Source organism: Thiomonas sp. FB-6, from assembly GCF_000377645.1.
Classification (GTDB): Bacteria; Pseudomonadota; Gammaproteobacteria; order Burkholderiales; family Burkholderiaceae_C; genus Thiomonas_A.
Genome location: NZ_KB898480.1, coordinates 36,900 through 62,417 on the forward strand (window position 1 = coordinate 36,900; position 25,518 = coordinate 62,417).

Below are 25,518 nucleotides of genomic sequence, written 5' to 3' on the forward strand. Positions count from 1 at the left end.
CGGCGCGCCGGGGCGCGCGGCGGAAATTCAGGCTGGGATGACCAGCATAGTCCCCGGCATTCCATATGGAAAATCGGTTTTCCGTCTGCTTTGATATGATTTTCATATGGACATGCAGGATCTGCGGGCCTTCCTGGCGGTCGCCGAGGAACGTCATTTCTCCCGCGCGGCGCAGCGGCTGCACATTTCCCAGCCGCCGTTGTCCCAGCGCATCGGCGGGCTGGAGCGCAAGCTCGGCGTGCGCCTGTTCGAGCGCGGGCGCGGCGGCGTGTCGCTGACCGCGGCCGGCGCGGCCCTGCTGCCGCAGGCACGCGTGGTGCTGCAGCAACTGGCCCGTGCGCAGGAACTCGCGCAGCGCGCCGGGCGCGGGCAAAGCGGCCAGTTGTCCATCGGCTTCGCCGGCTCCATGCCCTTTTCCGAGCTGCTGCCCAGGCTGCTCAGCGAGTTCCGCAGGGCCTGGCCCGCCGTGCAGTTGCAACTGCGCCAGCTCTCGTCCAACGAGCAATTGCGCCAGTTGCAGGAACACGGGCTGGACCTGGCCTTCATCCGCAGCACCAGCGGGGCGGACGATACGGCCTTGCGTCTGCGCGTACTGCAGCGCGAACCGCTGTACGCCGCGGTGCACTCCGGACACGCGCTGGCCGGCCTCGGGCGCGTGTCCCTGAGCCGCCTGCGCGACGACCCCTTCATCCTGTACAGCCGCGAATTCGGCTCCGGGCTGCGCGAGCAGATCCTCGCGCTGTGCCAGCAGGCCGGGTTCAGCCCTCAGGTGGTGCAGGACGTGCACGAGATGCCCACGCTGATCAGCCTGGTCTCGGCAGGCATCGGCGTGGGTCTGGTCGCCGCGTCGATGCAACGCGCCTCGGTGCCCCAAGTGCGCTACCTGGAACTGTCCGACCCCGGCGCCAGCACCGACGTGGTGCTCGCCTGGCGCCGCGGCGACGCCTCCCCGGTGCTGCGCAATTTCCTCGACCTGGCTTTCGGCCCGGAGCCCGGCTCCGGCGCGGGCGCGGGCGCCTGAACGGCGCGCGCGCCGGCACGCGGCGGCGGGCAGCTCGTCGCCGACCATGATCGGGGCCCGGCCGCCGCTGGCCCGCAAGATCAGACCGGGCCCGCCTCGCCCAGCGCGCGTTCGATGGCCTGCTCGCGAGCGCGTGCCACCGCCTGCGCGATGGCCTGCGTGCCGGCGCCGCGCGCCACGGCCTCGCGCGCCGCCGCGCCGGCATCCACCGCCAGCGCGGCGCGCTGCGCGGCCAGCAGGCGGGGCTCCTGCGGATAGGGGCGCTCGGGCCAGTCGCCGCCGCGCCCCAGATGGTCGGCGCGGCAGGCCTGCAGCGCCAGCTCGAAACGCGCCGGGCGGCGCAGCGCGTCGCAACGCTGCAGCAGGCGCAGCGTGGCGGCCGCGCCCAGTTCCAGGCTGCGGTGCACGTTGCCATGCTCGGCGGCGACCACCGCCGCCAGCTCGGCGCATTCGGCCGGAACCCGCAGCCGGGCGGCCACGGCGGCGGCCAGACGCACGCTGCGCGCTTCGTGGCCGATGTGGCGCGGCAGCACGTCCGCCGGGGTCAGCGCCTTGCCCAGGTCGTGCATCAGGCAGGCCCAGCGCACCGGCAGCGGCGCGCCCCCGGCGGCGGCCGCCTGCAGCACCAGCATCTGGTGCTCCCCGCAGTCGACTTCCGGATGGGCGTCGGCGCGCTGCGGCACGCCCCACAGGGCATCGAGCTCGGGCAGCACCCGCGCCAGCGCGCCGCACTCACGCAGCACCTCGAACATGCGCCGCGGCGCCTGCTCCATCAGGCCGCGCGCCAGCTCCTGCCACACCCGCTCGGGCACCAGCGTGTCGGCCTCGCCGGCCGCGACCATGCCGCGCATCAGCTCCAGCGTGTCCGGGTGCAGGCGGAACTGCGGCAGCCGCGCCGCGAAGCGTGCCACGCGCAGGATGCGCACCGGGTCCTCGGCGAAGGCGGGCCCCACGTGGCGCAGCAGGCGCTGCTCGAGGTCGCGCCGACCGCCCCAGGGGTCGACGATGCGCCCCTGCCCGTCCTGCGCCATCGCGTTGATGGTGAGGTCGCGGCGCTGCAGGTCCTGCTCCAGGGTCACCGAGGGATCGGCGTGCACGGCGAAGCCGCGGTAGCCCGCACCGGTCTTGCGCTCGGTGCGCGCCAGCGCGTACTCGGCACCGCTGAGCGGGTGCAGGAACACGGGGAAGTCCCGCCCCACCGGGCGGAAGCCGGCGTCGATCATCTGCTGCGCGGTGGCGCCCACCACCACCCAGTCGCGGTCGTGCACCGGCCGGCCCAGCAGCGCATCGCGCACGGCGCCGCCGACGACGTAGGCGCGCCCGGGGATCGGCGGCTGGGTCATGGGGCCTGGCGCGAGCGCCTCAGGGACGCGCACCCTGGCGCTGCGCCATCTGCTCGCGCAGCGAGCGCCGCAGGATCTTGCCCACCGAGGTCTTGGGCAACTCGTCGCGGAATTCGATGCGCCGCGGGCGCTTGTAGCCGGTCAGGCGCTCGGCCATCCAGGCGCGCAGGCCGGCCTCGTCCAGCGTGGGGTCGGAGCGCACCACGAACAGCAGCACGGATTCGCCCGAATCGGGGTCGGGCACGCCCACCGCGGCGGCCTCCAGCACCCCGGGGTGCGACACCGCCACGTCCTCGATCTCGTTGGGATAGACGTTGAAGCCGGACACCAGGATCATGTCCTTCTTGCGGTCGACGATGCGCACGTAGCCCTGCGCGTCGATGATGCCCACGTCGCCGGTCTTGAAATAGCCGTCGGAGGTGAAGGCCTTCGCGGTGTCCTCCGGGCGCCCCCAGTAGCCCTGCATGACCTGCGGGCCGCGCACGGCCACCTCGCCGCGCTCGCCGGCCGGCAGCACGCGGCCATCGTCGTCGACCACCACCATGTCCGTGGACGGCAGCGGCAGCCCGATGGTGCCGCTGAAGTGATCGGTGTCGGTCGGGTTGCAGCACACCGACGGCGAGGTCTCCGACAGGCCGTAGCCCTCGCAGATGGGGCAGCCGGTGCGCTCCAGCCATTGCCGGGCCACCGCTTCCTGCACCGCCATGCCCCCGCCCACCGAAAGCATCAGCTTGCTGGTGTTCAGGCGCCCGAAGTCCGGATGGTGCAGCAGCGCGTTGAACAGGGTGTTGACCGCCGGGAAGCAGTGCAGCTCGTAGTGGCTGAGCTCGTCGATGGTGGCCTTCAGGTCGCGCGGGTTGGGAATCAGCACGATCATCCCGCCTTGGTAGGCCGCCAGGAACATGACCACCGTGAAGGCGAAGATGTGATAAAGGGGGAGCGCGCACACCGTGTTCATCTGCGCCAGCTCGGGGTGGCGGCGCAGGGCCGGCTGGTTCCAGGCGTCGCTTTGCAGCACGTTGGCGATCAGGTTGCGGTGGCTCAGCGCCGCCCCCTTGGACACTCCGGTGGTGCCGCCCGTGTACTGCAGCACCGCGACGTCCTCGGAACGCGCCTCGACCGGCGTGAAGCGCAGGCCGCGGCCGCGGGCCAGCGCACGCGGGAAGCGGTGGTGGCCGGGCAGCGAGAACCTGGGCACCAGGTGCTTGAGGTGGCGCACCACGAGGTTGACCAGCGTGCCCTTGACGCCGCCGAGCGTGTCGCCCATGCTGGCCACCAGCACCACGCGCAGACCCGCGCGCCCGCCCACCTGCTCCAGCGTATGGGCGAAGTTCTCCAGGATGATGATCGCGCTGGCGCCGCTGTCGAGCAGCTGGTGCTCGAGCTCGCGCGCGGTGTACAGCGGATTCACGTTGACCACCACCAGCCCGGCGCGCAGCGCCGCGGCCACCGCGATCGGGTACTGCGGCACGTTGGGCATCATCAGGGCGATGCGCTCGCCCGCGCGCAGGCCCTGGGCCTGCAGCCACGCCGCCAGGGCGGCCGAATCGCGCTCCCACTGCGCATAGCTGGTGCGCTTGCCCATGAACGCGAAGGCCGGGCGCTCGGCGAACTGCTCGAAGCTGCGCTGCAGCAGCTTCGGCAGGGAGCTGAAGGCGCCGGGGTCGATGTCGGCGGGCACCCCTTGCGGGTATTGCGCGAGCCAGGGTCGGTCCATCGGGTTCTCCTCCTTGGGAAACCGCCCTTCTGCGGGGCGGAAAAACGAACGACCGTTCGTATCTCCGCGAAGCATAACCCGCGGTATCCGGCTTGCCCAGATCTCCCTTACGCAACGCGGGGATCCGGCGCCGCGGGGCCGGCGCCCGAGTTCAGGTCTCCACCACCTTGATGCTGGGAAAGCGCGCGGAATAGTCGCGCGCGCGCTGCGCCACGCGCGCGCCCAGGCGCCGCGCGATGGCCAGGTATTCCAGCGCCGCCGGCCCCTGCGGCTCGGCCGCCACGCTGGGGGTTCCGCTGTCGGCCTGCTCGCGGATGCGCAGGTCCAGCGGCAGCGAGCCCAGCAGTTCGACGCCGTAGTCCTCGGCCATGCGCCGGCCTCCGCCGCTGCCGAAGATGGCCTCCACGTGGCCGCAGTTGGAACAGACGTGGGTGGCCATGTTCTCCACGATGCCCAGCACCGGCACCTGCACCTTCTCGAACATCTTCAGGCCCTTGCGTGCGTCCAGCAGCGCGATGTCCTGGGGCGTCGTGACGATCACCGCGCCGGTCAGCGGCACGCGCTGGCTCAGCGTGAGCTGGATGTCGCCGGTGCCGGGGGGCATGTCGACGATCAGGTAGTCCAGGTCCTGCCAGTGGGTCTGGTGCAGCAGTTGCTCCAGCGCCTGCGTGGCCATCGGGCCGCGCCAGATCATCGGCGTGTCGGCGTCCATCAGCACGCCGATGGACATGACCTGCAGGCCGTGGCTGAGCATGGGCTCCATGGTCTTGCCGTCGCTGCTCTGCGGGCGGCCCTGCAGGCCCAGCATCATCTGCTGCGAGGGGCCGTAGATGTCGGCGTCGAGCAGCCCGACCTTGGCCCCTTCGGCGGCCAGCGCCAGCGCCAGGTTGGCGGCCGTGGTGCTCTTGCCCACGCCGCCCTTGCCCGAGGCCACCGCGATCACGTTGCGCACGCCCTCGATGGTGCGCACGCCGCGCTGCACCGAGTGCGCCTCGATGCGCGTGGCGATGTCCACCTGCACCTCGGCCGCGGCGGCGCCGGGCAGCGCGCGCACGGCCGCGCGCACCGCCTCGCTCACGGCCTCGTGCTGGCTGCGCGCCGGGTAGCCGAACTGCAGCTGCACGCGCACGCCGGAGCCGGAGGGCTCCACCTTGCGCAGCACGCGCGCGGCGCGCAGCCCCTGGCCGCTGCCGGGGTCGGCAACGGCGTCGAGGGCTTGTTCGATCTGTTCCTGGGTCGGCAACGGGGGCATGGCGGGGCTGGACGGAGTGACAAGTTGCGGCAGGTGCCCGGGCGGGCGTGCCGGGGTCTGCAAGTCTAGCCCCGCCCGCCACAAGGCTGCGCGGCGCCTGCCTACAATGGCGCATTCGGCGCGCCGAGCGCCGCCTTGCCGGCCAGCGCCGGCTCCAGCCGCCTCCCCCCGCGCCGGCCCCCGCCGGCCGGCACGCCTTCGACCGCGCATGACCTCGCCGACGCCCTCCCCTTCCAGCAGCCCGCTCGCCGACAAGCGGCGCCTGTTCGTCACCACGGCCCTGCCCTACGCCAACGGCGCCTTCCACATCGGCCACATGATGGAGTACATCCAGGCCGACATCTGGGTGCGCCTGCAGCGCATGCTGGGGCACGAGGTGCACTTCGTCTGCGCCGACGACGCGCACGGCGCACCGATCATGATCGCCGCCGAGAAGGCCGGCCAGACGCCTCAGCAGTTCGTCGCCGGCATCGCGGCCGGCCGCCAGGCCTACCTGGACGGCTTCCTGATCCGCTTCGACAACTGGCACAGCACCGACGGGCCCGAGAACCACCGGCTGGCGCAGGACATCTACCGCGCGCTGCGCAAGGCGGGGCTGATCTACGCCCGCTCGATCGAGCAGTTCTACGACCCGGTCAAGGGCATGTTCCTGCCCGACCGCTACATCAAGGGCCACTGCCCGAAGTGCGACGCCGCCGACCAGTACGGCGATTCCTGCGAGGTCTGCGGCGCGGTCTACGGCCCGACGGAGCTGCGCCAGCCCTATTCGGTGCTGTCCGGGGCCACGCCGGAACTGCGCAGCAGCGAGCACTATTTCTTCCAGCTGTCCTCTCCGCGCTGCGCCGAGTTCCTGCGCGACTGGACCCAGGGCAACGGCGCCCACGGGGTGCCGCGCCTGCAGGCCGAGATGCTCAACAAGGTGCGCGAGTGGTTCGCCGTCGACGAGCACGGCCACGGCGGGCTGGCCGACTGGGACATCTCGCGCGACGCGCCCTACTTCGGCATCGAGATCCCCGACGCGCCGGGCAAGTACTTCTACGTCTGGCTGGATGCGCCCATCGGCTACCTGGCCAGCCTGAAGAACCACTTCGACAAGGGCCAGGCGGCCGCGCACTGGCACGAGGCCTCGCGCACGCAGCAGAGCTTCGACGAATTCATCGCCGACCCGGCGGTGGAGCAGGTGCATTTCATCGGCAAGGACATCGTGTACTTCCACACCCTGTTCTGGCCCGCGATGCTGCACTACTCCGGGCGCAAGACGCCGAGCCAGATCAACGTGCACGGCCACGTGACCGTCGGCGGCGAGAAGATGAGCAAGAGCCGCGGCACCGGCATCTCGCCGCTGCGCTACCTGGAGCTCAAGCTCGATCCCGAATGGCTGCGCTACTACCTGGCGGCCAAGCTGTCGGCGCGCGTGGACGACCTGGACTTCGGGCCCGAGGATTTCGTCGCCCGCGTGAACAGCGACCTGATCGGCAAGTACGTGAACATCGCCAGCCGCGCGAGCCGCTTCATCGCCCAGCATTTCGAGGGCCGCCTGGACTACGTGGGCGCCACCGACCCGCTGCGCGAGGCCGCCGCGGCCCTGGCGCACGACGTGCGCGCGGCGCTGGACGGGCGCGAATACGCCCGCGCGCTGCGCGAGATCATGGCCCACGCCGACCGCATCAACGCCGCCTTCGACAGCGCGCAGCCCTGGGTGCTGGCCAAGGACCCGGCGCGCCGCGCCGAGTTGCAGGACGTGTGCTCGCGCGCGCTGGCGGGCTTCTGGACCCTGTCGGTGCTGCTGGCGCCGGTGCTGCCGGCGACCGCTTCGCGGGTGGCGCGCGAACTGTTCGGGCTGGAGCGCGATTTCCTCTGGGGCGACTGCACCGAACTGCCGCGCCGCGTGGCGCCCTACAGGCACCTGATGCAGCGGGTCGATCCCGCCGCGCTGCAGCGCCTGCTGGAGCCCGAAGCCGCCCCCGCCGCGCCGGCCGCCCCCGCCACGTCCGCGGCGGCCGCGCCGCGCGCCGAGGCCGCCGCGCCGCAGACCATCGGCATCGACGACTTCGCCCGCGTGGACCTGCGCATCGCGCGCATCCACGACGCGCAGGCCGTGGAAGGCTCGACCAAGCTGCTGCGCCTGAGCCTGGACCTCGGCGAACACGACGACGCGGGCCAGCCGCGCCTGCGCAACGTGTTCTCGGGCATCGCCTCGGCCTACGACCCGGCCGCGCTGGTGGGCAAGCTCACCGTGGTGGTGGCCAACCTGGCGCCGCGCAAGATGAAATTCGGACTCAGCGAAGGCATGGTGTTGGCCGCCTCCGGCGACGACGGCACGCCGGGCATCTTCCTGCTGTCTCCCGACACGGGCGCGAGGCCCGGCATGCGGGTGAGCTGAGCCGCTTCGTCCGAAGGAATCGCGATGTCAGGCCCGATGACCCTGCCCCAGGGGCGCCCGCCGGAGCAACCGCTGCCGCAGCAGGCGCTGCGCGATTTCGACGACACCGCCTACGAGCAGGGGCCGAGCCGGCACCTGGAGCACCTGGTGGAGGGCGGCTGCGTGCTGCGCTTCCCGCACATGCCCTTCGTGCTGCGCGAGGGCGAGGCGCGCTTCCTGGACCCGCGCTGGAGCAACGGCAACGCCAAGAACATCAGCCTGCGCGGCTCCGGCGAACTGCGCGGCGCGCAGGGCGAGGCGGCCGATCTGCAGGCGCTGCGCGCGTTGATCGAGCGCTTCGCGCTGCAATCGGCGCAACTGGTGGATCGCCTGTTCCCCCAGTACCGCGGCAAGCTGCGCCCCGGCAACGCCTCGCTGCGCCCCTTCGAGGTGGAGACCCGCAACCGCTCCTGGCGCCAGGACGACACCCGGCTGCACGTGGACGCCTTCCCCTCCAACCCGATGCGCGGCGTGCGCCTGCTGCGGGTGTTCACCAACGTGCACCCCGGCGCGCGAGCGCGCCAGTGGCGGGTCGGCGAGGCCTTCGGCGACTTCGCCCTGCGCTTCGCGCCGCGCCTGCGCCCGCCCCTGCCCGGCTCGGCGCGCCTGCTGCGCCTGCTGCGCGTGACCAAGGCGGTGCGCACACCCTACGACCATGCCATGCTGCAACTGCACGACCTGGCCAAGGCCGACCTGGACTACCAGCGCGACGCCCCGCAGGCCGCGGTGGACTTCGCGCCCGGCAGCACCTGGGTGGTGTTCTCCGACCAGGTGCTGCACGCCGTCATGGGCGGGCAGCACATGATGGAACAGACCTTCTACCTGCACCCCGACGACCAGCTGGTGCCGTCCACCGCGCCGCTGCGCGTGCTCGAGCGCCTGCTCGGGCATGAGCTCGGCGTGCCGGCGCGACACCCGTGAGCGCCGTGCCGCCGCCGGGCGCGGCGCCGCGCCCGCAGCCGCTGTGGGCCGGGCCGCGCGGCGACGCGCCCGCCCGCGTGCTGCTGGTGCAGCTGTCGGCCATGGGCGACCAGGTGCAGACCCTGCCCGCCGTCTCGGACATCCTGGCGCGCTGGCCGGCGCTGCGCCTGCACTGGGCGGTGGACCGGCGATTCGCCGAGATTCCGCGCCTGCACCCGGGGGTGCACCGCGTGCATGCCCTGGCGCTCAAGGAGGTGCAGCAAGGCCGCGCCGGCGCGCTGCCCGCGCTGCTGCGGGAACTGCGCGGCCTGCGCGAGCAGCGCTTCGACATCGTCTGGGACCCGCAAAGCGTGCTCAAGAGCGCGCTGGTGGCGCGCCTGGCGCGCCTGCGGCCCGGCGGCCTGCGCGTGGGCTACCGCGCCGCCGACTGCGGCGGCGAGCCTCTGGCCGCGCGCCTGTTCGACCGCCACTACGCGCGTCCGCCGGGGGTGCACGGCACCCTCGGCCGGCGCCTGTTCGCGCAGGCCGTGTTCGGCACCGAGCCGTCGGGCCCGCCGCGCTACGGCATTCGCCAGGCTTTCGCCGAAGCGGCGTCCGGCGCGGGCCCGGACGGGGCCTACGCGGTGTTCGCGCACGGTGCGTCCAAGCCCGAGAAACTCTGGCCGCGGGAGCACTGGCTCGCCCTGGGCGAGTGCCTGCTCGGCCGCGGCCTGCGCCTGGTGCTGCCCTGGGGCAGCGACGAGGAGCGCGAGCGCGCGCTGGCGTTGATCGCCGCCTGGCCGGCCGGCGGCGCCAGCCTGGCGCCGCGCGGGAGCCTGAGCGACATGGCCCGGCTGCTCGCCGGCGCGCGCCTGGTGGTGGGCGTGGACAGCGGCTTCAGCCACCTGGCTGCCGCGCTGGCGCGCCCGCTGCTCATGCTGTTCACGAGCACCGGCCCGGAACTGTTCAGCCCCGAGGCGGAGCAGCTCAGCCGCACCCTCGGGGGCTATGGGCAGGTGCCGACGTCCGGGGCGGCCTGCGAAGCGGCACGGGCCCTGCTGGACGCCGGCCCGGACCCGGACTCGCAAACCGCCTAAGATTGCACATTCCCTGAATTGCCGACCCCTCCTTCCCCGGAACGACGCCCATGCCCTTCGCCGTCAAACCCTACGTGTCCGAAGCCACGCGTTTCCTGCAGGAACTGAAGTCGCAGCGTCCCGAGCTCGAGTCCGAGCAGAAGGCCGGGCGCGCGATGCTGTGGGATCGTCCGCAGGACTCCCAGCTGCGTGCCGGATTCGACGCCGCCCGCGTGCGCCAGAAGGCCTACGTGTACGGCATCGACTGAGCCGCGGAGCCCTGCGTTGTCCAGCGCGATCTCCGGTGCCGGCGGCCCCGAGCAGGCGCTCGCCGTGGCCGCGGACTCGCTGCCGCAGACCGTCGACGGCCTGGCGGTGGCCCGGCTGTACGGGCAGCCGCTGTTCGCGTTGCCGCAGGACCTGTACATCCCCCCCGATGCGCTGGAGGTCTTTCTCGAGGCCTTCGAGGGGCCGCTGGACCTGCTGCTCTACCTGATCCGGCGCCAGGACTTCAACATCCTGGACATCCCGCTGGCCCAGGTCACGCACCAGTACCTCGAGTACGTGGAGCAGATCCGGCGCACCAACCTGGAGCTGGCCGCCGAGTACCTGCTGATGGCGGCCATGCTCATCGAGATCAAGTCGCGCATGCTGCTGCCGCGCCCGCCGGCGCCCGACGGCGGCGAACCCGAGGATCCGCGCGCCGAACTGGTGCGCCGGCTGCTCGAGTACGAGCGCATGAAACTGGCGGCCCAGCAGCTCGACGCGCTACCGCAGGCCGGACGCGATTTCTGGCGCGTGCAGGTGGCGGTGGAGCGCACGCCCCGCTCGCTGCTGCCCGAGCTCGGCGTGGACGAGCTGCGCAGCGCCTGGGCCGACGTACTGCGCCGCGCGCGCCTGAACGCGCACCACACCATCGGGCGCGAGCAGATCTCCATGCGCGAAGTCATGAGCGGCGTGCTGCGGCGCCTGCAGGACCGCCGCTGGGCCGAGTTCACCGATCTCTTCGAGCCGACGCAGGGCGTGCTTCACGCGGTGGTCACCTTCGTGGCGCTGCTGGAGCTGGCGCGCGAGGGCCTGGTGCAGATCACCCAGGCCGAGGCCTTCGCGCCGTTGTACCTGCGCCTGGCCTACACCCCTTCCTGACCATGTCCGAATCCCCTTCCCAGGGTAGCGCGCCCTACGGCGGCGCGGCCGCCGCCGCCAGCCGCAAGCCCATGACCCTGCACCGCCTGCGCTCGATGCACGAGGCGGGCGAGAAGATCGCCATGCTCACCGCCTACGACGCCGCCAGCGCGGCGCTGCTGGAGGACTGCGGCGTGGACTGCCTGCTGGTGGGCGATTCGCTGGGCATGGTCATGCAGGGCCACGCCTCCACGCTGCCCGTGAGCCTGGAACAGATGAGCTACCACGTGGGCTGCGTGGCGCGCGGCGCGCCGCGCTCCTGGGTGCTGGCCGACCTGCCCTTCGGCAGCTACCAGGCCGACGTGGCGCAGGCGGTGCGCAGCGCCGCGGCGCTGATGCAGGCGGGCGCGCAGATGGTCAAGCTCGAAGGCGGCGGCTGGACACCGCCGGTGGTGGCCGCGCTGGTGGAGCGCGGCATCCCGGTGTGCGCGCATCTGGGGCTGACGCCGCAAAGCGTGCACGCGCTCGGCGGCTACCGCATCCAGGGACGCGACGAACAGGGCGCACGAACCCTGCTGCGCCAGGCGCGCGAACTCGGCCAGGCCGGCGCGGCGATGCTGGTGCTCGAACTCGTGCCCTCGGATCTGGCCGCCCAGCTCAGCGTCGAGTTCCCCGGCATGACCATCGGCATCGGCGCCGGCGCGCGCACCCACGGCCAGGTGCTGGTGCTGCACGACATGCTGGACATCACGCTGGGCCCCAAGCCGCGCTTCGTGCGCAATTTCATGCTCGGCGCGGGCAGCATGCGCGCGGCCGTGCTGGCCTACGTACGCGACGTCAAGTCCGGCGCCTTCCCCGACGAGGCGCTGCACGGCTACGCCGCCTGAGGAATCCGTCCGATGCGCATGCTGCACAGCCGCGCCGCGCTGCGCGAGGCGCTGTCCCCCGGGCCCCGGCCCGTGCTGGTGCCCACGATGGGCAACCTGCATGCCGGCCACCTGGCGCTGGTGGCGCGGGCGCGCGAACTCGGCGCGCCGGTGATCGCCAGCGTGTTCGTCAACCGCCTGCAGTTCGGCCCCGGCGAGGACTTCGACCGCTACCCCCGCACGCTGCAGCGCGACGCGCAACTGCTCGAGCAGGCGGGCTGCGACCTGCTGTTCGCGCCCGACGAGGCCGAGATGTACCCGGCGCCGCAGACCTTCCACGTGCGCCCGGACCCGAGCCTGGCTGGCGAACTCGAGGGCGCGTCGCGCCCCGGGCATTTCGAGGGCGTCACCACCGTCGTGCTCAAGTTGCTGCAACTGGTGCAGCCGGCCGCCGCGGTGTTCGGCAAGAAGGACTACCAGCAGCTCATGCTGATCCGCGCCATGGTCGAGCAGTTCGCGCTGCCGGTGCGCATCGAGGGCCTGGACACGGTGCGCGAGCAGGACGGGCTGGCCCTGTCCTCGCGCAACGGCTACCTCGGCCCGGACGAGCGCGTACGGGCGCCGCAGCTGGCGCGCGCGCTGCGCGAGCTGGCGGCGCGCGCGCGCGCCTGCGCCGACCTGGGGCAGCTGCGCCAGGCGCAGGCCGAGGCCGGGCAGGGTCTGCGCGAGCTGGGCTGGGAGCCCGATTACCTCAGCGTGCGCAGGCGCGCCGACCTGCAGGCGCCGCAGCGGCCCGAGGAGCTGCGCCTGGCCGCCCACCTGGTGGTGCTGGGGGCCGCCCGCCTGGGGCGCACGCGCCTGATCGACAACCTGGAATTCTGAGCGAGCCATGGCCGCAAGCGATTCTTTCTCCGACGGCGTGCTGATCATCGGCGGCGGCCTGGCCGGAATCAGCGCCGCGCTGCAGCTGGCCGACCGCATGCCCGTGACCCTGCTGGCCAAGCGCGAGCTGGAAATCTCCTCCAGCCAGTGGGCGCAGGGCGGCATCGCGGCGGTGCTGGGCAGCGGCGACAGCTTCGAGTCCCACGTGCACGACACGCTGGTGGCCGGCGCCATGCTCAACGACCTGCCGGCCACGCGCTTCGTCATCGAGCAGGGACCCCGGGCCATCGAATGGCTGCGCGCGCAGGGCGTGCCCTTCGATACCGAGCAGGGCCAGCTGCACCTGACCCGCGAGGGCGGCCACAGCCAGCGGCGCATCGCGCACGTGGCCGACGCCACCGGCGCGGCCATCCAGCGCACGCTGCTGGCGCGCGCGCGCGCCCACCCGCGCATCCGCCTGCTGGAGAACCACGTGGCGGTGGACCTGATCACCGGGCGCCACGTCGAGGACGGGCACCAGGACCGCTGCTGGGGCGCCTACGCGCTGGACCTGGACAGCGGACGCGTGGACGTATTCGGCGCAGCGCACACCATCCTGGCCACCGGCGGCGCCGGCAAGGTCTACCGCTACACCACCAACCCGGACACGGCCAGCGGCGACGGCGTGGCCATGGCCTGGCGCGCGGGCTGTCGGGTGGCGAACATGGAATTCATCCAGTTCCATCCCACCTGCCTGTACCACCCGAAGGCCAAGAGCTTCCTCATCTCCGAGGCGGTGCGCGGCGAGGGCGGCGTGCTGCGCCTGCCCGACGGCACGCGCTTCATGCCGGCGCACGACGAGCGCGCCGAGCTGGCGCCGCGCGACGTCGTCGCGCGCGCCATCGATTTCGAGATGAAGCGCCACGGCATCGACTGCGTGTACCTGGATATCACCGCGCGCGGCGAGGAGTTCATCCGGCACCATTTCCCGACCATCCACCAGCGCTGCCTGGAACTGGGCATCGACATCGCGCGCGAGCCCATTCCGGTGGTGCCGGCGGTGCACTTCACCTGCGGCGGCGTGCTCACCGACCTGGCCGGGCGCACCGATCTGCCGGGGCTGCACGCCATCGGCGAGGTGGCCTACACCGGGCTGCACGGCGCCAACCGCCTGGCGAGCAACTCCCTGCTGGAATGCGTGGTGTTCGGCACGGCGGCGGCGCAGGCCATCGCGCAGGAGGCACCCGCGCGGGTGCCGAGCCTGCGCGACTGGGACGAGAGCCGGGTCAGCGACGCCGACGAACTGGTGGTGATCAGCCACAACTGGGACGAACTGCGGCGCATGATGTGGAACTACGTGGGCATCGTGCGCACCGACAAGCGCCTGGAGCGCGCCGCCCACCGCATCGCGCTGCTGCAGGCCGAGGTGCAGGAGTTCTACGCCAATTTCCGCGTCACCCGCGACCTGCTCGAGCTGCGCAACCTGCTGCAGGTGGCCGAGCTGATCGTGCGCTCGGCGCGCCTGCGCCACGAAAGCCGCGGCCTGCACTTCAGCGCCGACTGGCCGCGCACCGCGGCGCCGGCGGCACCCACCATCCTGGTGCCGGGAGCACCGGCGGGCGAGTCCTGAGCCCGGACCCCGCAACGACGCCCCGCCGCGCGAGAATCGCACCATGCCCCGACACCTGCCCCGCCCCGACGACCTGGACGCCCTCGGCGCGCTGCTGCGCGAGGCGGCCCGCGAACACATCCTGCCCCGCGCGGCCGAGCCGCGGGCCCGCCTGAAGGACGACGGCAGCTGGGTCACCGACGCCGACCTGGGCATGCAGCGCCACCTGCAGGCGCGCCTGGCCGAAGGCTGGCCCGCGGTGCCGCTGCTGGGCGAGGAAATGAGCCCGGAGCAGCAAAGCAGCCTGATGGCCGCCGAGGCCGGCGCGCCCGACGGCCCCGGCCTGTGGGTGCTCGATCCCTTGGACGGGACCAGCAACTTCACCGCCGGCCTCCCCGCCTTCGGCCCCTCGCTGGCCTGGGTGCAGGCCGGGCGCGTGCGCCTCGGGCTGGTGCTCGACGTCATGCGCGACGAACTCTTCGACGCCGCGCTGGGCCACGGCGCGCGCCTGCAGGGGCAGGCCCTGCGCTGCCCGCCGGCGCCGCGCATGCAGCGCGCCATCGCCTGCGTGGACTTCAAGCGCCTGGGCGCGCCGCTGGCCGCCAGCCTGGCCACCCGCCCGCCCTACGCCTCGCAGCGCTCGCTCGGCTCGGTGGCGCTGGACTGGTGCTGGGTGGCCGCCGGACGCTTCCACCTGTACGTGCACGGGGCGCAGGGCCTGTGGGACTACGCCGCCGGTTGCCTGATCCTCGCCGAGGCCGGAGGCGCCTCGCAGACCCTGCAGGGCGAGGCGGTGTTCGAAAACTCGCTGCGCAAGCGCTCGGCGCTGGCCGCGGTGGATCCCTCGCTGCTGCGCGACTGGGCCGACTGGGTGGCCGGCGCCGGACAGGGCTGAGCTCCGTCGCCCGGCAGCCCGCTCAATGTGCCGGCGCCGTCTTCGGCCGGTCGCAGACCAGCTTGTTGATGCGGGTGTCCAGACTCACCGTGCTGCGCGGCGCGCAAGTGGCCTGGTAGTCCAGCAGCTGGGCGGGCAGCGGCACGAAGGTCCTGCAGTCGGCCCTCAGCACGCCGTCGTCGTAGCGCGGGTCGTGGCATTGATCACGATAGGACCCGGCGGGCATGAATGCCTGGTCGCAAACCATCTGCCCCTGCCGGTTGGATAGCGGGCTGCCCGGCGCGCAGCGGTAGTAGACCTCCAGGCTGCTCGGCTGCTCGGCACCTCGCGCATCGGAGCACATTGCCTGCAGCAGTCCCTCGGCCGCGTCGAAGCCGAAAGGCCTGCAGGTGTCCAGGTAGCTGCCGCGCGGCACCGCCTGCGCGAGCTGGTCGCAGCGCAGCGAACCCTGGTCGTTGGACACCGTCGAGCCGGGCTCGCACAGACTGCCGTAGTCCAGCCACGTGTCCAGGTGCGTGTTCCGGAACGCATCCATGCAGTCGGCCGTCAGCCGCCCGGATGCCCCGTCCTGGCTGCCCAGACAGCTCTGGCGCCAACTGCCGGGTGGCAGCGGGGCGCCGTCGCGCGCGAAGATCACCCAGGCGGCCACGGTGTCGTAGTAGCCCGCGCCGGTGAACCGGATTTGCGTGTCCATGCGCGCATCGCTGGTCCCGATGGCGATATAGGGCGGGATCGAGATCGCCTTGTCGCTGTGCGCGACTTTCACGTTGCGCCGTACCGCCACGTGGTACGACTCCTGGTTGTCGGTCCACAGCCTGGCCACCGCCCCGTCGTATTCCCCGCCGCTGACTTCCACGCTGAAGTCCGAATCCACGCAGCCGATGCGCTCCATGTAGACCAGGATCGCGCTGTCGGCCGGAACCCGCGTGCCGTCGGGAAAGGTGGATGAATCCCAGCAGCCGTGGGAGTCGGAGGGCTGCGGATGCAGAACCACGTCCTCGGAACTGTTGTTGATGAAATTCCAGTAGATTCCGGTGCCGGCGAAGGCGCAAGGGGCGAGCAGCCCGCCCCACAGCGCCGTCACCAGCAGTGCGCGCCAGTGCGCGCGGGTGGCGCGGATGGAGTTCCACGACAGGATGGCTCGCATGCTCGGCTCCTCGTGCGCGACGGCGACTCGCTGAGGTATAGCCGATGCGCGCGAAGCCGCGGGCGGGCTTGCGCGCGATCAACGCGGAGCTACTGGAAAGCTACCTCGTCGAAGCTGCGCAGCTTGCGGCTGTGCAGGCGTTCCATGCGCTGGCCGCGCAGGATCTCCAGCGCGCGCAGGCCGATGCGCAGGTGCTGGCCCACACGTTCGCGGTAGAAGCGGTCGGCCATGCCGGGCAATTTCAGGTCGCCGTGCAGCGGCTTGTCGCTGACGCACAGCAGCGTGCCGTAGGGAACGCGCAGGCGGAAACCGTTGGCGGCGATGGTGGCGCTTTCCATGTCCAGCGCAATCGCACGGCTCTGGGAAAAGCGCAGGCGCGGCGTGCTCAGCGGCCCGCCGAAGGGCTGCAGTTCCCAGTGGCGGTTGTCGGTGGTGGCCACCGTGCCGGTGCGCATCACCCGCTTGAGTTCCAGCCCCTGCAGGCGCGTGACCTCGGCCACCGCCTGCTGCAGCGCCACCTGCACCTCGGCCAGCGCCGGAATGGGCACCCACGGCGGAAGGTCTTCGTCCAGCACGTGGTCCTCGCGCACGTAGCCGTGGGCCAGCACGTAGTCGCCCAGTTGCTGGCTGCTGCGCAGCCCCGCGCAATGCCCCAGCATCAGCCAGGTGTGGGGGCGCAGCACGGCCACGTGGTCGGTGATGGTGCGCGCGTTGGAGGGGCCCACGCCGATGTTCACCAGCGTGATGCCCGAGCGGTCCCCGCGCACCAGGTGGTAGGCGGGCATCTGCGGCATGCGCGCCGGGGGCTGGCCGGCGTCGCCGGGCAAGGGCGGGGTGCCGGCGCGGCGCGTGATGACGTTGCCCGGCTCGACCAGCGCCAGGTAGTCCTGCGCGTGTCCAGCCGGCTCGGCCATCATCTCGCGCGCCATGCGAACGAACTCGTCGACGTAGAAGCCGTAGTTCGTGAACAGCACGAAATTCTGGAAATGCTCGGCCGAGCAGCCGGTGTAGTGGCGCAGGCGCTGCAGCGAATAGTCGACCCGCGGCGCATTGAACAGCGCCAGCGGACGGGGCTGCCCGGGCGCCGGCGAGAAGGTGCCGTTGGCGATGCCGTCGTCCATGGCCGACAGGTCGGGCATGTCGAAGCGCGCCAGCAGTTCGCGGCGCGCCGCGGCGTCCAGCTCGGCCTCGAAACGCGTGTGTTCGTCGAAGGTGAAGGGCAGCGCGATGGGCACCTCGCTGGGGCCGACCTGCAACGGCGCGCCGTGGTTGCGCAGCAGCAGCTCGAACTGCTCGCGGTAGTAGTCGGCGAACAGGTCGGGCCGGGTCAGCGTGGCCTCGAACACCCCGGGGGCCGAGACGAAGCCGTAGCTGGGCAGGGAATCGGCCAGCGCCTCGGGGCTCGGATGCCCCTGCGCGACCAGGCGCACCCGCGGATAGAAGGCACGCACCCGCTGCGCCGGAGGCGCGCCGCGCACCGTGTCGCGCAGCGCCTCGTGCAGCCGCGCCACGCCGTCGGCGTACAGCGCCTGCACATGCGCCAGCGCCGACTCGGCGCTGACATGGCTGGACTGCGCCGCCTCGCCCGCCAGCGCGGGCCGCGCCACGCCGCCCAGCGGCACCGGCTCCGGCAAGGGCCCGGAACCCTCGTCGGGGACTCGCTCGTTCGAAACAGCTTCGCTCATGCGCCGAGCTTAGCAGCCCCCCCAATCCCCCCCACCCCCACCAGCCGCCTCAGGCGCCTCTGGAGCCTCTGGAGCCTCTGGAGCCTCTGGAGCCTCTGGAGCCCGCCTGAAAATCTCCCGCAAACGCGCAACTCCCCCAATGCCAGGAAACCTCCTGCCGCAGGGCCGCCCCAAGGCAGAGTGGCTTTCCCACCCCGCCCGACGCGGCCAGTTCCTGCACCACGCCCCGCTGCCGAGAGCACACCCGCCGCAGGGCCGCCCCAAGGCGGGGTGCGTCCCCCTCGGGGGGACGGAGCCGGGGCCGCCCCCGGCGACGAAGGGGGCACCCCTCACCCCGCCCTTACGCGTTCCAGGACTCCCAGGCTGGCCTCGGCCTGGTTCAGGGTGTACAGGTGCAGCCCCGGCGCACCGCCGGCCAGCAGCCGGCAACACAGCTCGGCCACCACGTCGCGCCCGAATTCCACGATGGAGGCACGGTCGTCGCCGAAGGACTGCAGGCGCAGCCGGATCCAGCGCGGCACCTCGGCGCCGCAGACCTCGGAGAAGCGCAGCATCTGGCTGGCGTTGGTCACCGGCATGATGCCCGGCACCACCGGCGCCTCGACACCCGCCTTGCGGACCTCGTCGGCGAAACGGAAATACGCGTCGGCGTTGAAAAAGTACTGGGTGATCGCGGAGTTCGCGCCAGCGCGCATCTTGGCCACGAAGTGCTTCAGGTCGTCGGCCGGGCTGCGCGCCTGCGGGTGCATCTCGGGATAGGCGGCGACCTCGATGTGGAACCAGTCCCCCGTGTGCTCGCGGATGAAGGCCACGAGGTCGGCGGCGTGGGCGAACTCGCCTCCCAGGCCGTAGCCCGAGGGCAGGTCGCCGCGCAGCGCCACGATGCGCCGGATGCCCTCGTCGCGGTAGCGCTGCAGCAGCGCGCGCACGCTGTCGCGGCTGCCGCCGATGCACGACAGGTGCGGCGCCGCGCGCATGCCCTCCGCGGCGATCTCCAGCACCGTGCCCAGCGTGCCCTCCTGCGTGGAGCCGCCGGCGCCGAAGGTCACCGAACAGAACTCCGGCGCGCAGGCGTACAGGCGCCGGCGCACCGCGCGCAGCTTGTCGGCGCCCTCGGGGGTCTTGGGCGGGAAGAACTCGAAACTGAGGTGGGCGAGGTCCATGCTGCTCAGTAGCGGTAATGCGCCGACTTGTACGGGCCTTCCTTGGGCACGCCGATGTAGGCCGCCTGCTGGTCCGTCAGCTCGGTCAGGCGCGCGTTGAGCTTGCGCAGCTGCAGGCGGGCCACCTTCTCGTCCAGGTGCTTGGGCAGGGTGTACACGCCCACCGGGTACTGCTCGGTGCGGGTGAACAGCTCGATCTGCGCGATGGTCTGGTTGGCGAAGCTCGAGCTCATCACGTAGCTGGGGTGCCCGGTGCCGCAGCCCAGGTTCACCAGGCGCCCCTTGGCCAGCAGGATGATGCGGCGCCCGTCGGGGAAGATGATGTGGTCGACCTGGGGCTTGATCTCCTCCCAGCGGTACTGCTCCAGCGAGGCGACGTCGATCTCGTTGTCGAAGTGGCCGATGTTGCACACGATGGCCTGGTCCTTCATGCGCACCATGTGCTCGTGGGTGATGACGTGGAAGTTGCCGGTGGCGGTGACGAAGATGTCGGCCTGCGGGCAGGCCTCGTCCATGGTCACCACGCGGTAGCCTTCCATGGCGGCCTGCAGCGCGCAGATGGGGTCGACCTCGGTCACCCAGACCTGCGCGGACAGCGCGCGCAGCGCCTGCGCCGAGCCCTTGCCCACGTCGCCATAGCCGCAGACCACCGCGACTTTGCCCGCCACCATCACGTCGGTGGCGCGCTTGATGCCGTCCACCAGGCTCTCGCGGCAGCCGTAGAGGTTGTCGAACTTGCTCTTGGTGACGCTGTCGTTGACGTTGATCGCCGGGAAGCGCAGCTCGCCGCGCTGGTGCATCTGATAGAGGCGGTGCACGCCGGTGGTGGTCTCCTCGGTGACGCCGCGCACGTGCGCCAGGCGCGTGGAGTACCACTTGGGGTCGGCCTTGATCTGGGCGCGGATGGCCGCGAACAGCACCCGTTCCTCTTCGCTGGTGGGGTGGCTGAGCACCGCCAGATCGGCTTCGGCGCGGGCGCCCAGGTGAAGCAGCAGCGTCGCGTCGCCGCCGTCGTCCAGGATCATGTTCGAGTAGCCGCCGTCCGCCCAGTCGAAGATGCGGTGGGTGTACTCCCAGTACTGCTCCAGGCTCTCGCCCTTGACCGCGAACACCGGGGTGCCGCTGGCGGCGATGGCCGCCGCCGCGTGGTCCTGGGTGGAAAAGATGTTGCACGAGGCCCAGCGCACCTGCGCGCCCAGCGCCTGCAGGGTCTCGATGAGCACCGCGGTCTGGATGGTCATGTGCAGGCTGCCGGTGATGCGCGCGCCGCGCAGCGGCTGCTGCGCCGCGAATTCCTCGCGGATGGCCATCAGGCCCGGCATCTCGGTCTCGGCGATGCGGATCTCGCGTCGGCCCCACTCGGCCAGGCCGAGGTCGGCGACCACGAAATCGGGGGAGGAAGCGTTCGAAGCCACAGCGTTCATGTCGGAATCTCCGCGAAACGTGGGCCCGCCAGGGGATGCACACCGCATCGCCGTGACGGGCACGGGTAGGGTGAGCGCGGTTGCATGGGCGGCGCACGCGCATCGCGGCGCCGCCGACGTCAACGGCCCCCGAGCCTGGCGACCCACGGCATGGGCGCGCGATCCACGCGCGCCCCGTGCTGCGGGCGTTGCAACGCTCCTCGGGGTCCGGGAATTGTAATCAGGCCGCCGCCACCGGCACCTCCGGGCTGAGGCCGACGTCGGCGCGCAGGGCCGCCGCCTTGTCCACCGCCTCCCAGGTGAATTCCGGCTCGTCGCGCCCGAAATGCCCGTAGGCCGCGCTCTTGGCGTAGATCGGACGCTGCAGGTCGAGCATGCGGATGATGCCGCGCGGACGCAGGTCGAAGTGCTGGCGCACCAGTTGCTCCAGGCGCGCATCGTCCACCACGCCGGTGCCCTGGGTGGTCACCATGATGCTGGTCGGCTGGGCCACGCCGATGGCGTAGGAAACCTGCACCAGGCAGCGCTTGGCCAGGCCCGCGGCCACGATGTTCTTGGCCACGTAGCGCGCGGCGTAGGCGGCCGAGCGGTCGACCTTGCTCGGGTCCTTGCCGGAGAAGGCGCCGCCGCCGTGCGGGGCCGCGCCGCCGTAGGTGTCGACGATGATCTTGCGCCCGGTCAGGCCGCAGTCGCCCTGCGGGCCGCCGATCACGAAACGACCGGTCGGGTTGATCAGGTACTTCACCGGGTTGCGCATCCAGTGCGCGGGCAGCACCGGCTTGATGATCTCCTCGATCACCGCCTCGCGCAGCTGCCCCATCTCGATGTCGGGCGCGTGCTGGGTGGACAGCACCACGGTGTCGATGCCCACCGGCAGCCCGCCCTCGTAGCGGAAGGTGATCTGGCTTTTCGCGTCGGGGCGCAGCCAGGGCAGGCGCCCGTCGCGGCGCAGCTGGCTCTGGCGTTCGACCAGACGGTGGGCGTAATAGATCGGCGCCGGCATCAGCTCCGGGGTCTCGTCGCAGGCGTAGCCGAACATCAGGCCCTGGTCGCCGGCGCCCTGGTCGAGGTCGTCGTCCTGCGCACGGTCCACACCGCGCGCGATGTCGGGGCTCTGCTTGTCGTAGGCCACCAGCACCGCGCAGCTCTTGTGGTCGATGCCGAAATCGGCGTTGTCGTAGCCGATGCGCTGCAGGGTGTTGCGCGCGACCTGGATGTAGTCGACCACCGCGCGGGTGGTGATCTCGCCGGCCAGCACGATCAACCCGGTGTTGGCCAGGGTTTCGGCGGCCACGCGCGATTGCGGGTCCTGTTCGATGAGGGCGTCGAGGATCGCGTCGGAGATCTGGTCGGCCACCTTGTCGGGGTGACCCTCCGAGACCGACTCGGACGTGAACAGGTGCGAGGAAGAAGGCAGAACGGCCATGCGCGGGCTCCGGAAAGGTACTGCGGTGGTGGAACCGCCTCGGGCCTGCTGCATGCCGACGCTTTAGCGGTTCCCACGGCCGGTGGCTCAGGGCCTGCCGGCTTGTCGCCCCGCAAGTTGTCATTAACTCGGCGACACCGTGCATTATAGGCCGCTCGAGGCCGCGCGTGCCGGACGCCGCCGCATGGCCCTCGCTAACATGCACGGCTTGCCCGCCCCCTGCCCTGATGCCGCCTTCCGCCATGCTGCGCCTGTTCCGCGTCCTGTCGCTGCTGCCGCTGGGCCTGCTGCAGGCCGGCGGCGGCGTGATCGGCCTGCTGGTGTACGCCGCCTCGCCGCGCTATCGCCGGGTGTTGCGCCACAACCTCGCGCAGGCAGGCTTCGCCTCGCGCGCGCTCGCGCTGAGGGCGGCGATGGAAGCCGGCCGCATGGCCGGCGAGCTGCCCTTCGTGTGGCTGCGCGACGGAGCCGGCGCCGCCGTGCGGCGCGTGCGGGTGAGCGGACGCGAGGCGGTCGAGCAGGCCTGGGCCGAGGGACGCGGCGTGCTCTACCTGACCCCGCACCTGGGTTGTTTCGAGGTCGCGGCCCAGGTGGCCGCGCAGTGGGGGCCGATCACCGTGCTGTACCGGCCGCCGCACAAGGCCTGGCTGAACCCCCTGGCCGGGGCGCGTCTGCGCCACAACCTGCGCACCGCGCCGGCCAGCGTGGCGGGCATGCGCCCGCTGTTGCGCGCGCTGCGCAACGGCGAGGCCGTGGGCATGCTGCCCGACCAGGCGCCGTCGGCCGGGGACGGCGTGTGGGCGCCGTTCTTCGGCCGGCCCGCCTACACCATGACCCTGCCGGTGCGCCTGGCCCGGCTCACCGGCGCGCGCATCGTGTTCGCCGTGGCCGAGCGCCTGCCGCGCGGCGCGGGCTACCGGCTGAACTTGCGGGCGCTGCAGGGGCCGCTGCCCGAGGACCCGCGCCAGGCCGCGGCGCGGCTCAACCGCGAGATCGAGGAATTGGTGCGCACCTGCCCGCGCCAGTACCTGTGGGGCTACAACCGCTACAAGGTTCCGGCCGGAGCGCCGCTGCCGCCCGCCGGGCCGGAGGCCTCGCCATGATGACTCGCCTGCTGCTGGCGCTGCTGTGGCTGCTGCACTGGCTGCCCTACCCGGTACAGGCCGCGCTGGGCTGGGCGCTGGGCAGGCTCCTGTGGCTGCTCGCGCGCAGGCGTCGGCGCATCGCGCTGCGCAACCTGGAGCTGTGTTTCCCGCAATGGGGCGCGCGCGAGCGCGAAGCCGTGGCGCGGGAACACTTCGTGTGCGTGGCGCGCGCGCTGCTCGACCGCGGCCTGCTGTGGTGGGGCGGCCCGCGGCGCCTGCGCCGCCTGCTGCACTTGCGCGGCCCGGTGGACGAGGCGCTGCACGGCGAGGGCGCGGTGCTGCTGGTGGGCCTGCACTTCGAGGGCATGGACGCCGCGTGGACCGCGCTGACCCTGGCCGCGCGCCGGCCGTTGTCGGGCATGTACACGCCGCAGAAGTCGCAGGCGCTGGACCGCTGGGTGCTCAGCGGGCGCAGCCGCTTCGCCACCGAGCGCATCGTCTCGCGCCACGAAGGCGCCACCGGCATGCTGCGGGCGCTGCGTCGGCACACGCCCTTCTACACCCTGCCGGACATGGATTTCGGGCCCAAGCATTCGCGCTTCGTGCCCTTTTTCGGGGTGCCCGCGGCCACGCTGGACGTGGTGCCTCGCCTGGCCGCCTCGGCCCGCGCCCGCGTGTACCCGGTGGTGGCTCGCATGCTGCCCGGCGCGCGCGGCTACGAGGTGACCATTCACCCCGCCTGGGAAGGCTACCCGGCCCTGCGCGACGGGCGCATCGCCGACATCGACGCCGAACTGGCGCGCCTGAACCGTTTCATCGAGCAGCGTGTGCTGGAGATGCCCAGCCAATATCATTGGGTGCACAAGCGCTTCAAGACCCGCCCGCCGGGCGAGCCGCCGCTGTACTGACCGGGCCACGTACTCCCACCGCCTCCTCCATGGTCCTGCATTTCGCCAAGATGCACGGCGCCGGCAATGACTTCGTGGTCATCGACGCCACCCGAGAGCCCTTCGCGCTGCGGCCGGAGCAGTTGCGCCTGCTCGCCGACCGGCATTTCGGCGTCGGCGCCGACCAGATCCTGGTGGTGGAGGCTCCCCCCGGGCCCGAGGTGGACTTCCGCTACCGCATCTTCAATTCCGACGGCGGCGAGGTCGAGCAATGCGGCAACGGCGCCCGCTGCTTCGTCGCCTTCGTGCGCCTGCGCGGGCTGACGACCAAGCGCACGGTGCGCGTGCTCACGCGCTCGGGCATCATCGAGCCGAGCATGGGCGAGGACGGCGAGGTGCGCGTGGACATGGGCCCGCCGCGTTTCGACCCCGCCGAGATTCCCTTCGACGCATCCGGCCTGCATTGCACGCCGGAGGGCGATCTGCCGCGCTGGGATCTGCCGCTGGACGACGGCCTGCTGCGCCTGAGCGTGGTGTCCATGGGCAACCCGCATGCGGTGCAGCGGGTCGACGACGTCGACCGCGCGCCCGTGGGCCTCGTGGGCCCGCGCCTGGAGCGCCACCCGCGCTTCGCCCAGCGGGTCAACGCCGGATTCCTGCAGGTGCTGGATCCGCACCACGCGCGCCTGCGCGTGTGGGAACGCGGCGCCGGCGAGACCCTGGCCTGCGGCACCGGCGCCTGCGCGGCGGCGGTGGCGGGCATGCGCCACGGCTGGCTGAGCAGCCCCGTGCGCGTGCAGGCACGCGGAGGCGAGCTGGGCATCGCCTGGCAGGGCCCGGGCCATCCGGTGCTGATGAGCGGGCCCGCGGTGCACGTGTTCGACGCCAGCATCGACCTCGATGCGCTGGCCGCGCCGCCGGCGGCGGCCTGAATCTTCTGGAAGGAACCCGATGGAACTCAGCGAACAGGACCTCGCCGCCTACCTGGCCGAGCACCCCGACTTTTTCGAACGCCACGCCGAGCTGCTGGCGACGGTGCAACTGGCCAGCCCCCACGGCAACCGTGCGGTGTCGCTGCAGGAGCGCCAGATCGAGATGCTGCGCGACAAGATGCGCGCGCTGGAGCACCGCCTGGCCGAGATGATGCGCAACGCCGCCGACAACGAGGCGCTGTCGGGCCGGCTGCTGGGCTGGGCGCGCGCGCTGCTGGAGCAGCCCGACGCCGCCGCGCTGCCGCGCAGCGCGGTGGAGCAGCTGCGCCAGCGCTTCGACATGCCGCTCGCGGCGCTGCGCCTGTGGGGCCTGAGCCCCGAGTTCTCCGCGCTGGCCGAGGCCGCCCCGGTGGGCGAGGACATTCCCGTGCTGGCCAGCAGCCTGAGCCAGCCCTTCTGCGGTGCCAATGCCGGATTCGAGGCCGCGCGCTGGCTGGACGCGCCGCCGCAGTCGCTGGCGCTGGTGGCGCTGCGCGCCGACCCGCAATCGGCCGCCTTCGGGCTGCTGGTCCTGGGCTCGCAGCAGTCGGATCGCTTCACCGCGGACATGGGCACCGAATTCCTCGCCCGCCTGGGCGAGGTCGCGTCTTCCGCGCTGCTGCGCCTGCTGCCGCGGGCCTGA

22 protein-coding genes are annotated in these 25,518 nt (G+C 72.2%); 14 read left to right on the top strand and 8 right to left on the bottom strand.

From position 1 onward, the window contains the following. Positions 1-106 precede the first annotated feature (106 nt). Entirely contained in the window at positions 107-1,021 is a 915-nt protein-coding gene (locus tag D466_RS0109965; protein ID WP_018913575.1) for a LysR family transcriptional regulator, read from the top strand. Positions 1,022-1,101: 80 nt separating this feature from the next. On the opposite strand, the gene D466_RS0109970 is transcribed toward D466_RS0109965, so the two are convergent. From D466_RS0109970 to apbC, 3 genes are all read right to left on the bottom strand, one after another. Beyond that, positions 1,102-2,364, bottom strand: a complete 1,263-nt coding sequence (locus D466_RS0109970; RefSeq protein WP_018913576.1) for a multifunctional CCA addition/repair protein — start codon at positions 2,362-2,364, stop codon at positions 1,102-1,104. A 19-nt stretch (positions 2,365-2,383) separates the two neighbouring features. Then, complete coding sequence (locus D466_RS0109975; protein WP_018913577.1) at positions 2,384-4,081, bottom strand: long-chain-fatty-acid--CoA ligase; 1,698 nt, start codon at positions 4,079-4,081, stop codon at positions 2,384-2,386. A gap of 151 nt (positions 4,082-4,232) precedes the next feature. Continuing rightward, a complete protein-coding gene (gene apbC / locus D466_RS0109980) occupies positions 4,233-5,333 on the bottom strand; it encodes an iron-sulfur cluster carrier protein ApbC (protein ID WP_038165924.1) in 1,101 nt (366 codons plus the stop codon). A 208-nt stretch (positions 5,334-5,541) separates the two neighbouring features. Between apbC and metG the strand changes: the two genes are divergently transcribed. Genes metG through D466_RS0110025 form a run of 9 tightly spaced genes read left to right on the top strand, consistent with a single transcriptional unit; the run spans position 5,542 to position 15,087 of the window. After that, on the top strand, positions 5,542-7,716 hold the full coding sequence (gene metG / locus D466_RS0109985; RefSeq protein ID WP_018913579.1) for a methionine--tRNA ligase: 2,175 nt from the start codon (positions 5,542-5,544) through the stop codon (positions 7,714-7,716). A gap of 24 nt (positions 7,717-7,740) precedes the next feature. Then, complete coding sequence (locus D466_RS0109990) at positions 7,741-8,676, top strand: Kdo hydroxylase family protein (protein ID WP_231385691.1); 936 nt, start codon at positions 7,741-7,743, stop codon at positions 8,674-8,676. Continuing rightward, the gene (gene waaC, locus D466_RS0109995; protein WP_018913581.1) at positions 8,673-9,752 is read left to right on the top strand and encodes a lipopolysaccharide heptosyltransferase I; all 1,080 of its coding nucleotides are present in this window, start codon (positions 8,673-8,675) and stop codon (positions 9,750-9,752) included. Before D466_RS0109990 ends, waaC begins: the two co-directional genes overlap by 4 nt. A 50-nt stretch (positions 9,753-9,802) precedes the next feature. Continuing rightward, entirely contained in the window at positions 9,803-10,000 is a 198-nt protein-coding gene (locus D466_RS0110000; RefSeq protein WP_018913582.1) for a DUF3460 family protein, read from the top strand. Between the two features lie 16 nt (positions 10,001-10,016). Then, positions 10,017-10,877 carry a segregation/condensation protein A gene (locus tag D466_RS0110005; protein WP_018913583.1) on the top strand — a complete coding sequence of 287 codons (861 nt, stop codon included), beginning with the start codon at positions 10,017-10,019 and terminating at the stop codon, positions 10,875-10,877. Positions 10,878-10,879: 2 nt separating this feature from the next. Then, the gene (gene panB, locus D466_RS0110010) at positions 10,880-11,743 is read left to right on the top strand and encodes a 3-methyl-2-oxobutanoate hydroxymethyltransferase (protein WP_026285116.1); all 864 of its coding nucleotides are present in this window, start codon (positions 10,880-10,882) and stop codon (positions 11,741-11,743) included. A 12-nt stretch (positions 11,744-11,755) separates the two neighbouring features. Further along, entirely contained in the window at positions 11,756-12,604 is an 849-nt protein-coding gene (panC, locus tag D466_RS0110015; protein WP_018913585.1) for a pantoate--beta-alanine ligase, read from the top strand. A 7-nt stretch (positions 12,605-12,611) separates the two neighbouring features. Continuing rightward, positions 12,612-14,213 (top strand): L-aspartate oxidase, encoded by a 1,602-nt coding sequence (gene nadB / locus D466_RS0110020; RefSeq protein WP_018913586.1) that lies wholly within the window; start codon positions 12,612-12,614, stop codon positions 14,211-14,213. A 43-nt stretch (positions 14,214-14,256) separates the two neighbouring features. After that, positions 14,257-15,087, top strand: coding sequence for an inositol monophosphatase family protein (locus D466_RS0110025; RefSeq protein WP_018913587.1), 831 nt, complete (start codon positions 14,257-14,259; stop codon positions 15,085-15,087). Positions 15,088-15,109: 22 nt separating this feature from the next. Here D466_RS0110025 and D466_RS0110030 read toward each other — a convergent pair whose 3' ends face one another. The 5 genes from D466_RS0110030 to metK all read right to left on the bottom strand — a co-directional run bounded on the left by D466_RS0110030 (position 15,110) and on the right by metK (position 21,932). Next, the gene (locus tag D466_RS0110030; protein WP_018913588.1) at positions 15,110-16,234 is read right to left on the bottom strand and encodes a hypothetical protein; all 1,125 of its coding nucleotides are present in this window, start codon (positions 16,232-16,234) and stop codon (positions 15,110-15,112) included. Between the two features lie 89 nt (positions 16,235-16,323). Beyond that, entirely contained in the window at positions 16,324-17,919 is a 1,596-nt protein-coding gene (locus D466_RS0110035; RefSeq protein WP_081629909.1) for an AMP nucleosidase, read from the bottom strand. A gap of 329 nt (positions 17,920-18,248) precedes the next feature. Next, complete coding sequence (gene metF / locus D466_RS0110045; protein ID WP_018913590.1) at positions 18,249-19,082, bottom strand: methylenetetrahydrofolate reductase [NAD(P)H]; 834 nt, start codon at positions 19,080-19,082, stop codon at positions 18,249-18,251. 5 nt (positions 19,083-19,087) lie between these two features. Further along, on the bottom strand, positions 19,088-20,506 hold the full coding sequence (gene ahcY, locus D466_RS0110050) for an adenosylhomocysteinase (protein WP_018913591.1): 1,419 nt from the start codon (positions 20,504-20,506) through the stop codon (positions 19,088-19,090). 220 nt (positions 20,507-20,726) lie between these two features. After that, positions 20,727-21,932 carry a methionine adenosyltransferase gene (gene metK, locus D466_RS0110055; protein ID WP_018913592.1) on the bottom strand — a complete coding sequence of 402 codons (1,206 nt, stop codon included), beginning with the start codon at positions 21,930-21,932 and terminating at the stop codon, positions 20,727-20,729. Between the two features lie 227 nt (positions 21,933-22,159). Here metK and D466_RS0110060 point away from each other — a divergent pair, with 227 nt between their 5' ends. Genes D466_RS0110060 through D466_RS0110075 form a run of 4 tightly spaced genes read left to right on the top strand, consistent with a single transcriptional unit; the run spans position 22,160 to position 25,518 of the window. After that, positions 22,160-23,035 (top strand): lysophospholipid acyltransferase family protein, encoded by an 876-nt coding sequence (locus tag D466_RS0110060; RefSeq protein ID WP_018913593.1) that lies wholly within the window; start codon positions 22,160-22,162, stop codon positions 23,033-23,035. After that, entirely contained in the window at positions 23,032-23,925 is an 894-nt protein-coding gene (locus D466_RS0110065) for a hypothetical protein (protein ID WP_018913594.1), read from the top strand. The genes D466_RS0110060 and D466_RS0110065 overlap by 4 nt, the downstream gene beginning before the upstream one ends. 29 nt (positions 23,926-23,954) lie before the next feature. Beyond that, on the top strand, positions 23,955-24,836 hold the full coding sequence (gene dapF, locus D466_RS0110070; RefSeq protein WP_018913595.1) for a diaminopimelate epimerase: 882 nt from the start codon (positions 23,955-23,957) through the stop codon (positions 24,834-24,836). Between the two features lie 19 nt (positions 24,837-24,855). After that, positions 24,856-25,518 (top strand): DUF484 family protein, encoded by a 663-nt coding sequence (locus tag D466_RS0110075; RefSeq protein WP_018913596.1) that lies wholly within the window; start codon positions 24,856-24,858, stop codon positions 25,516-25,518.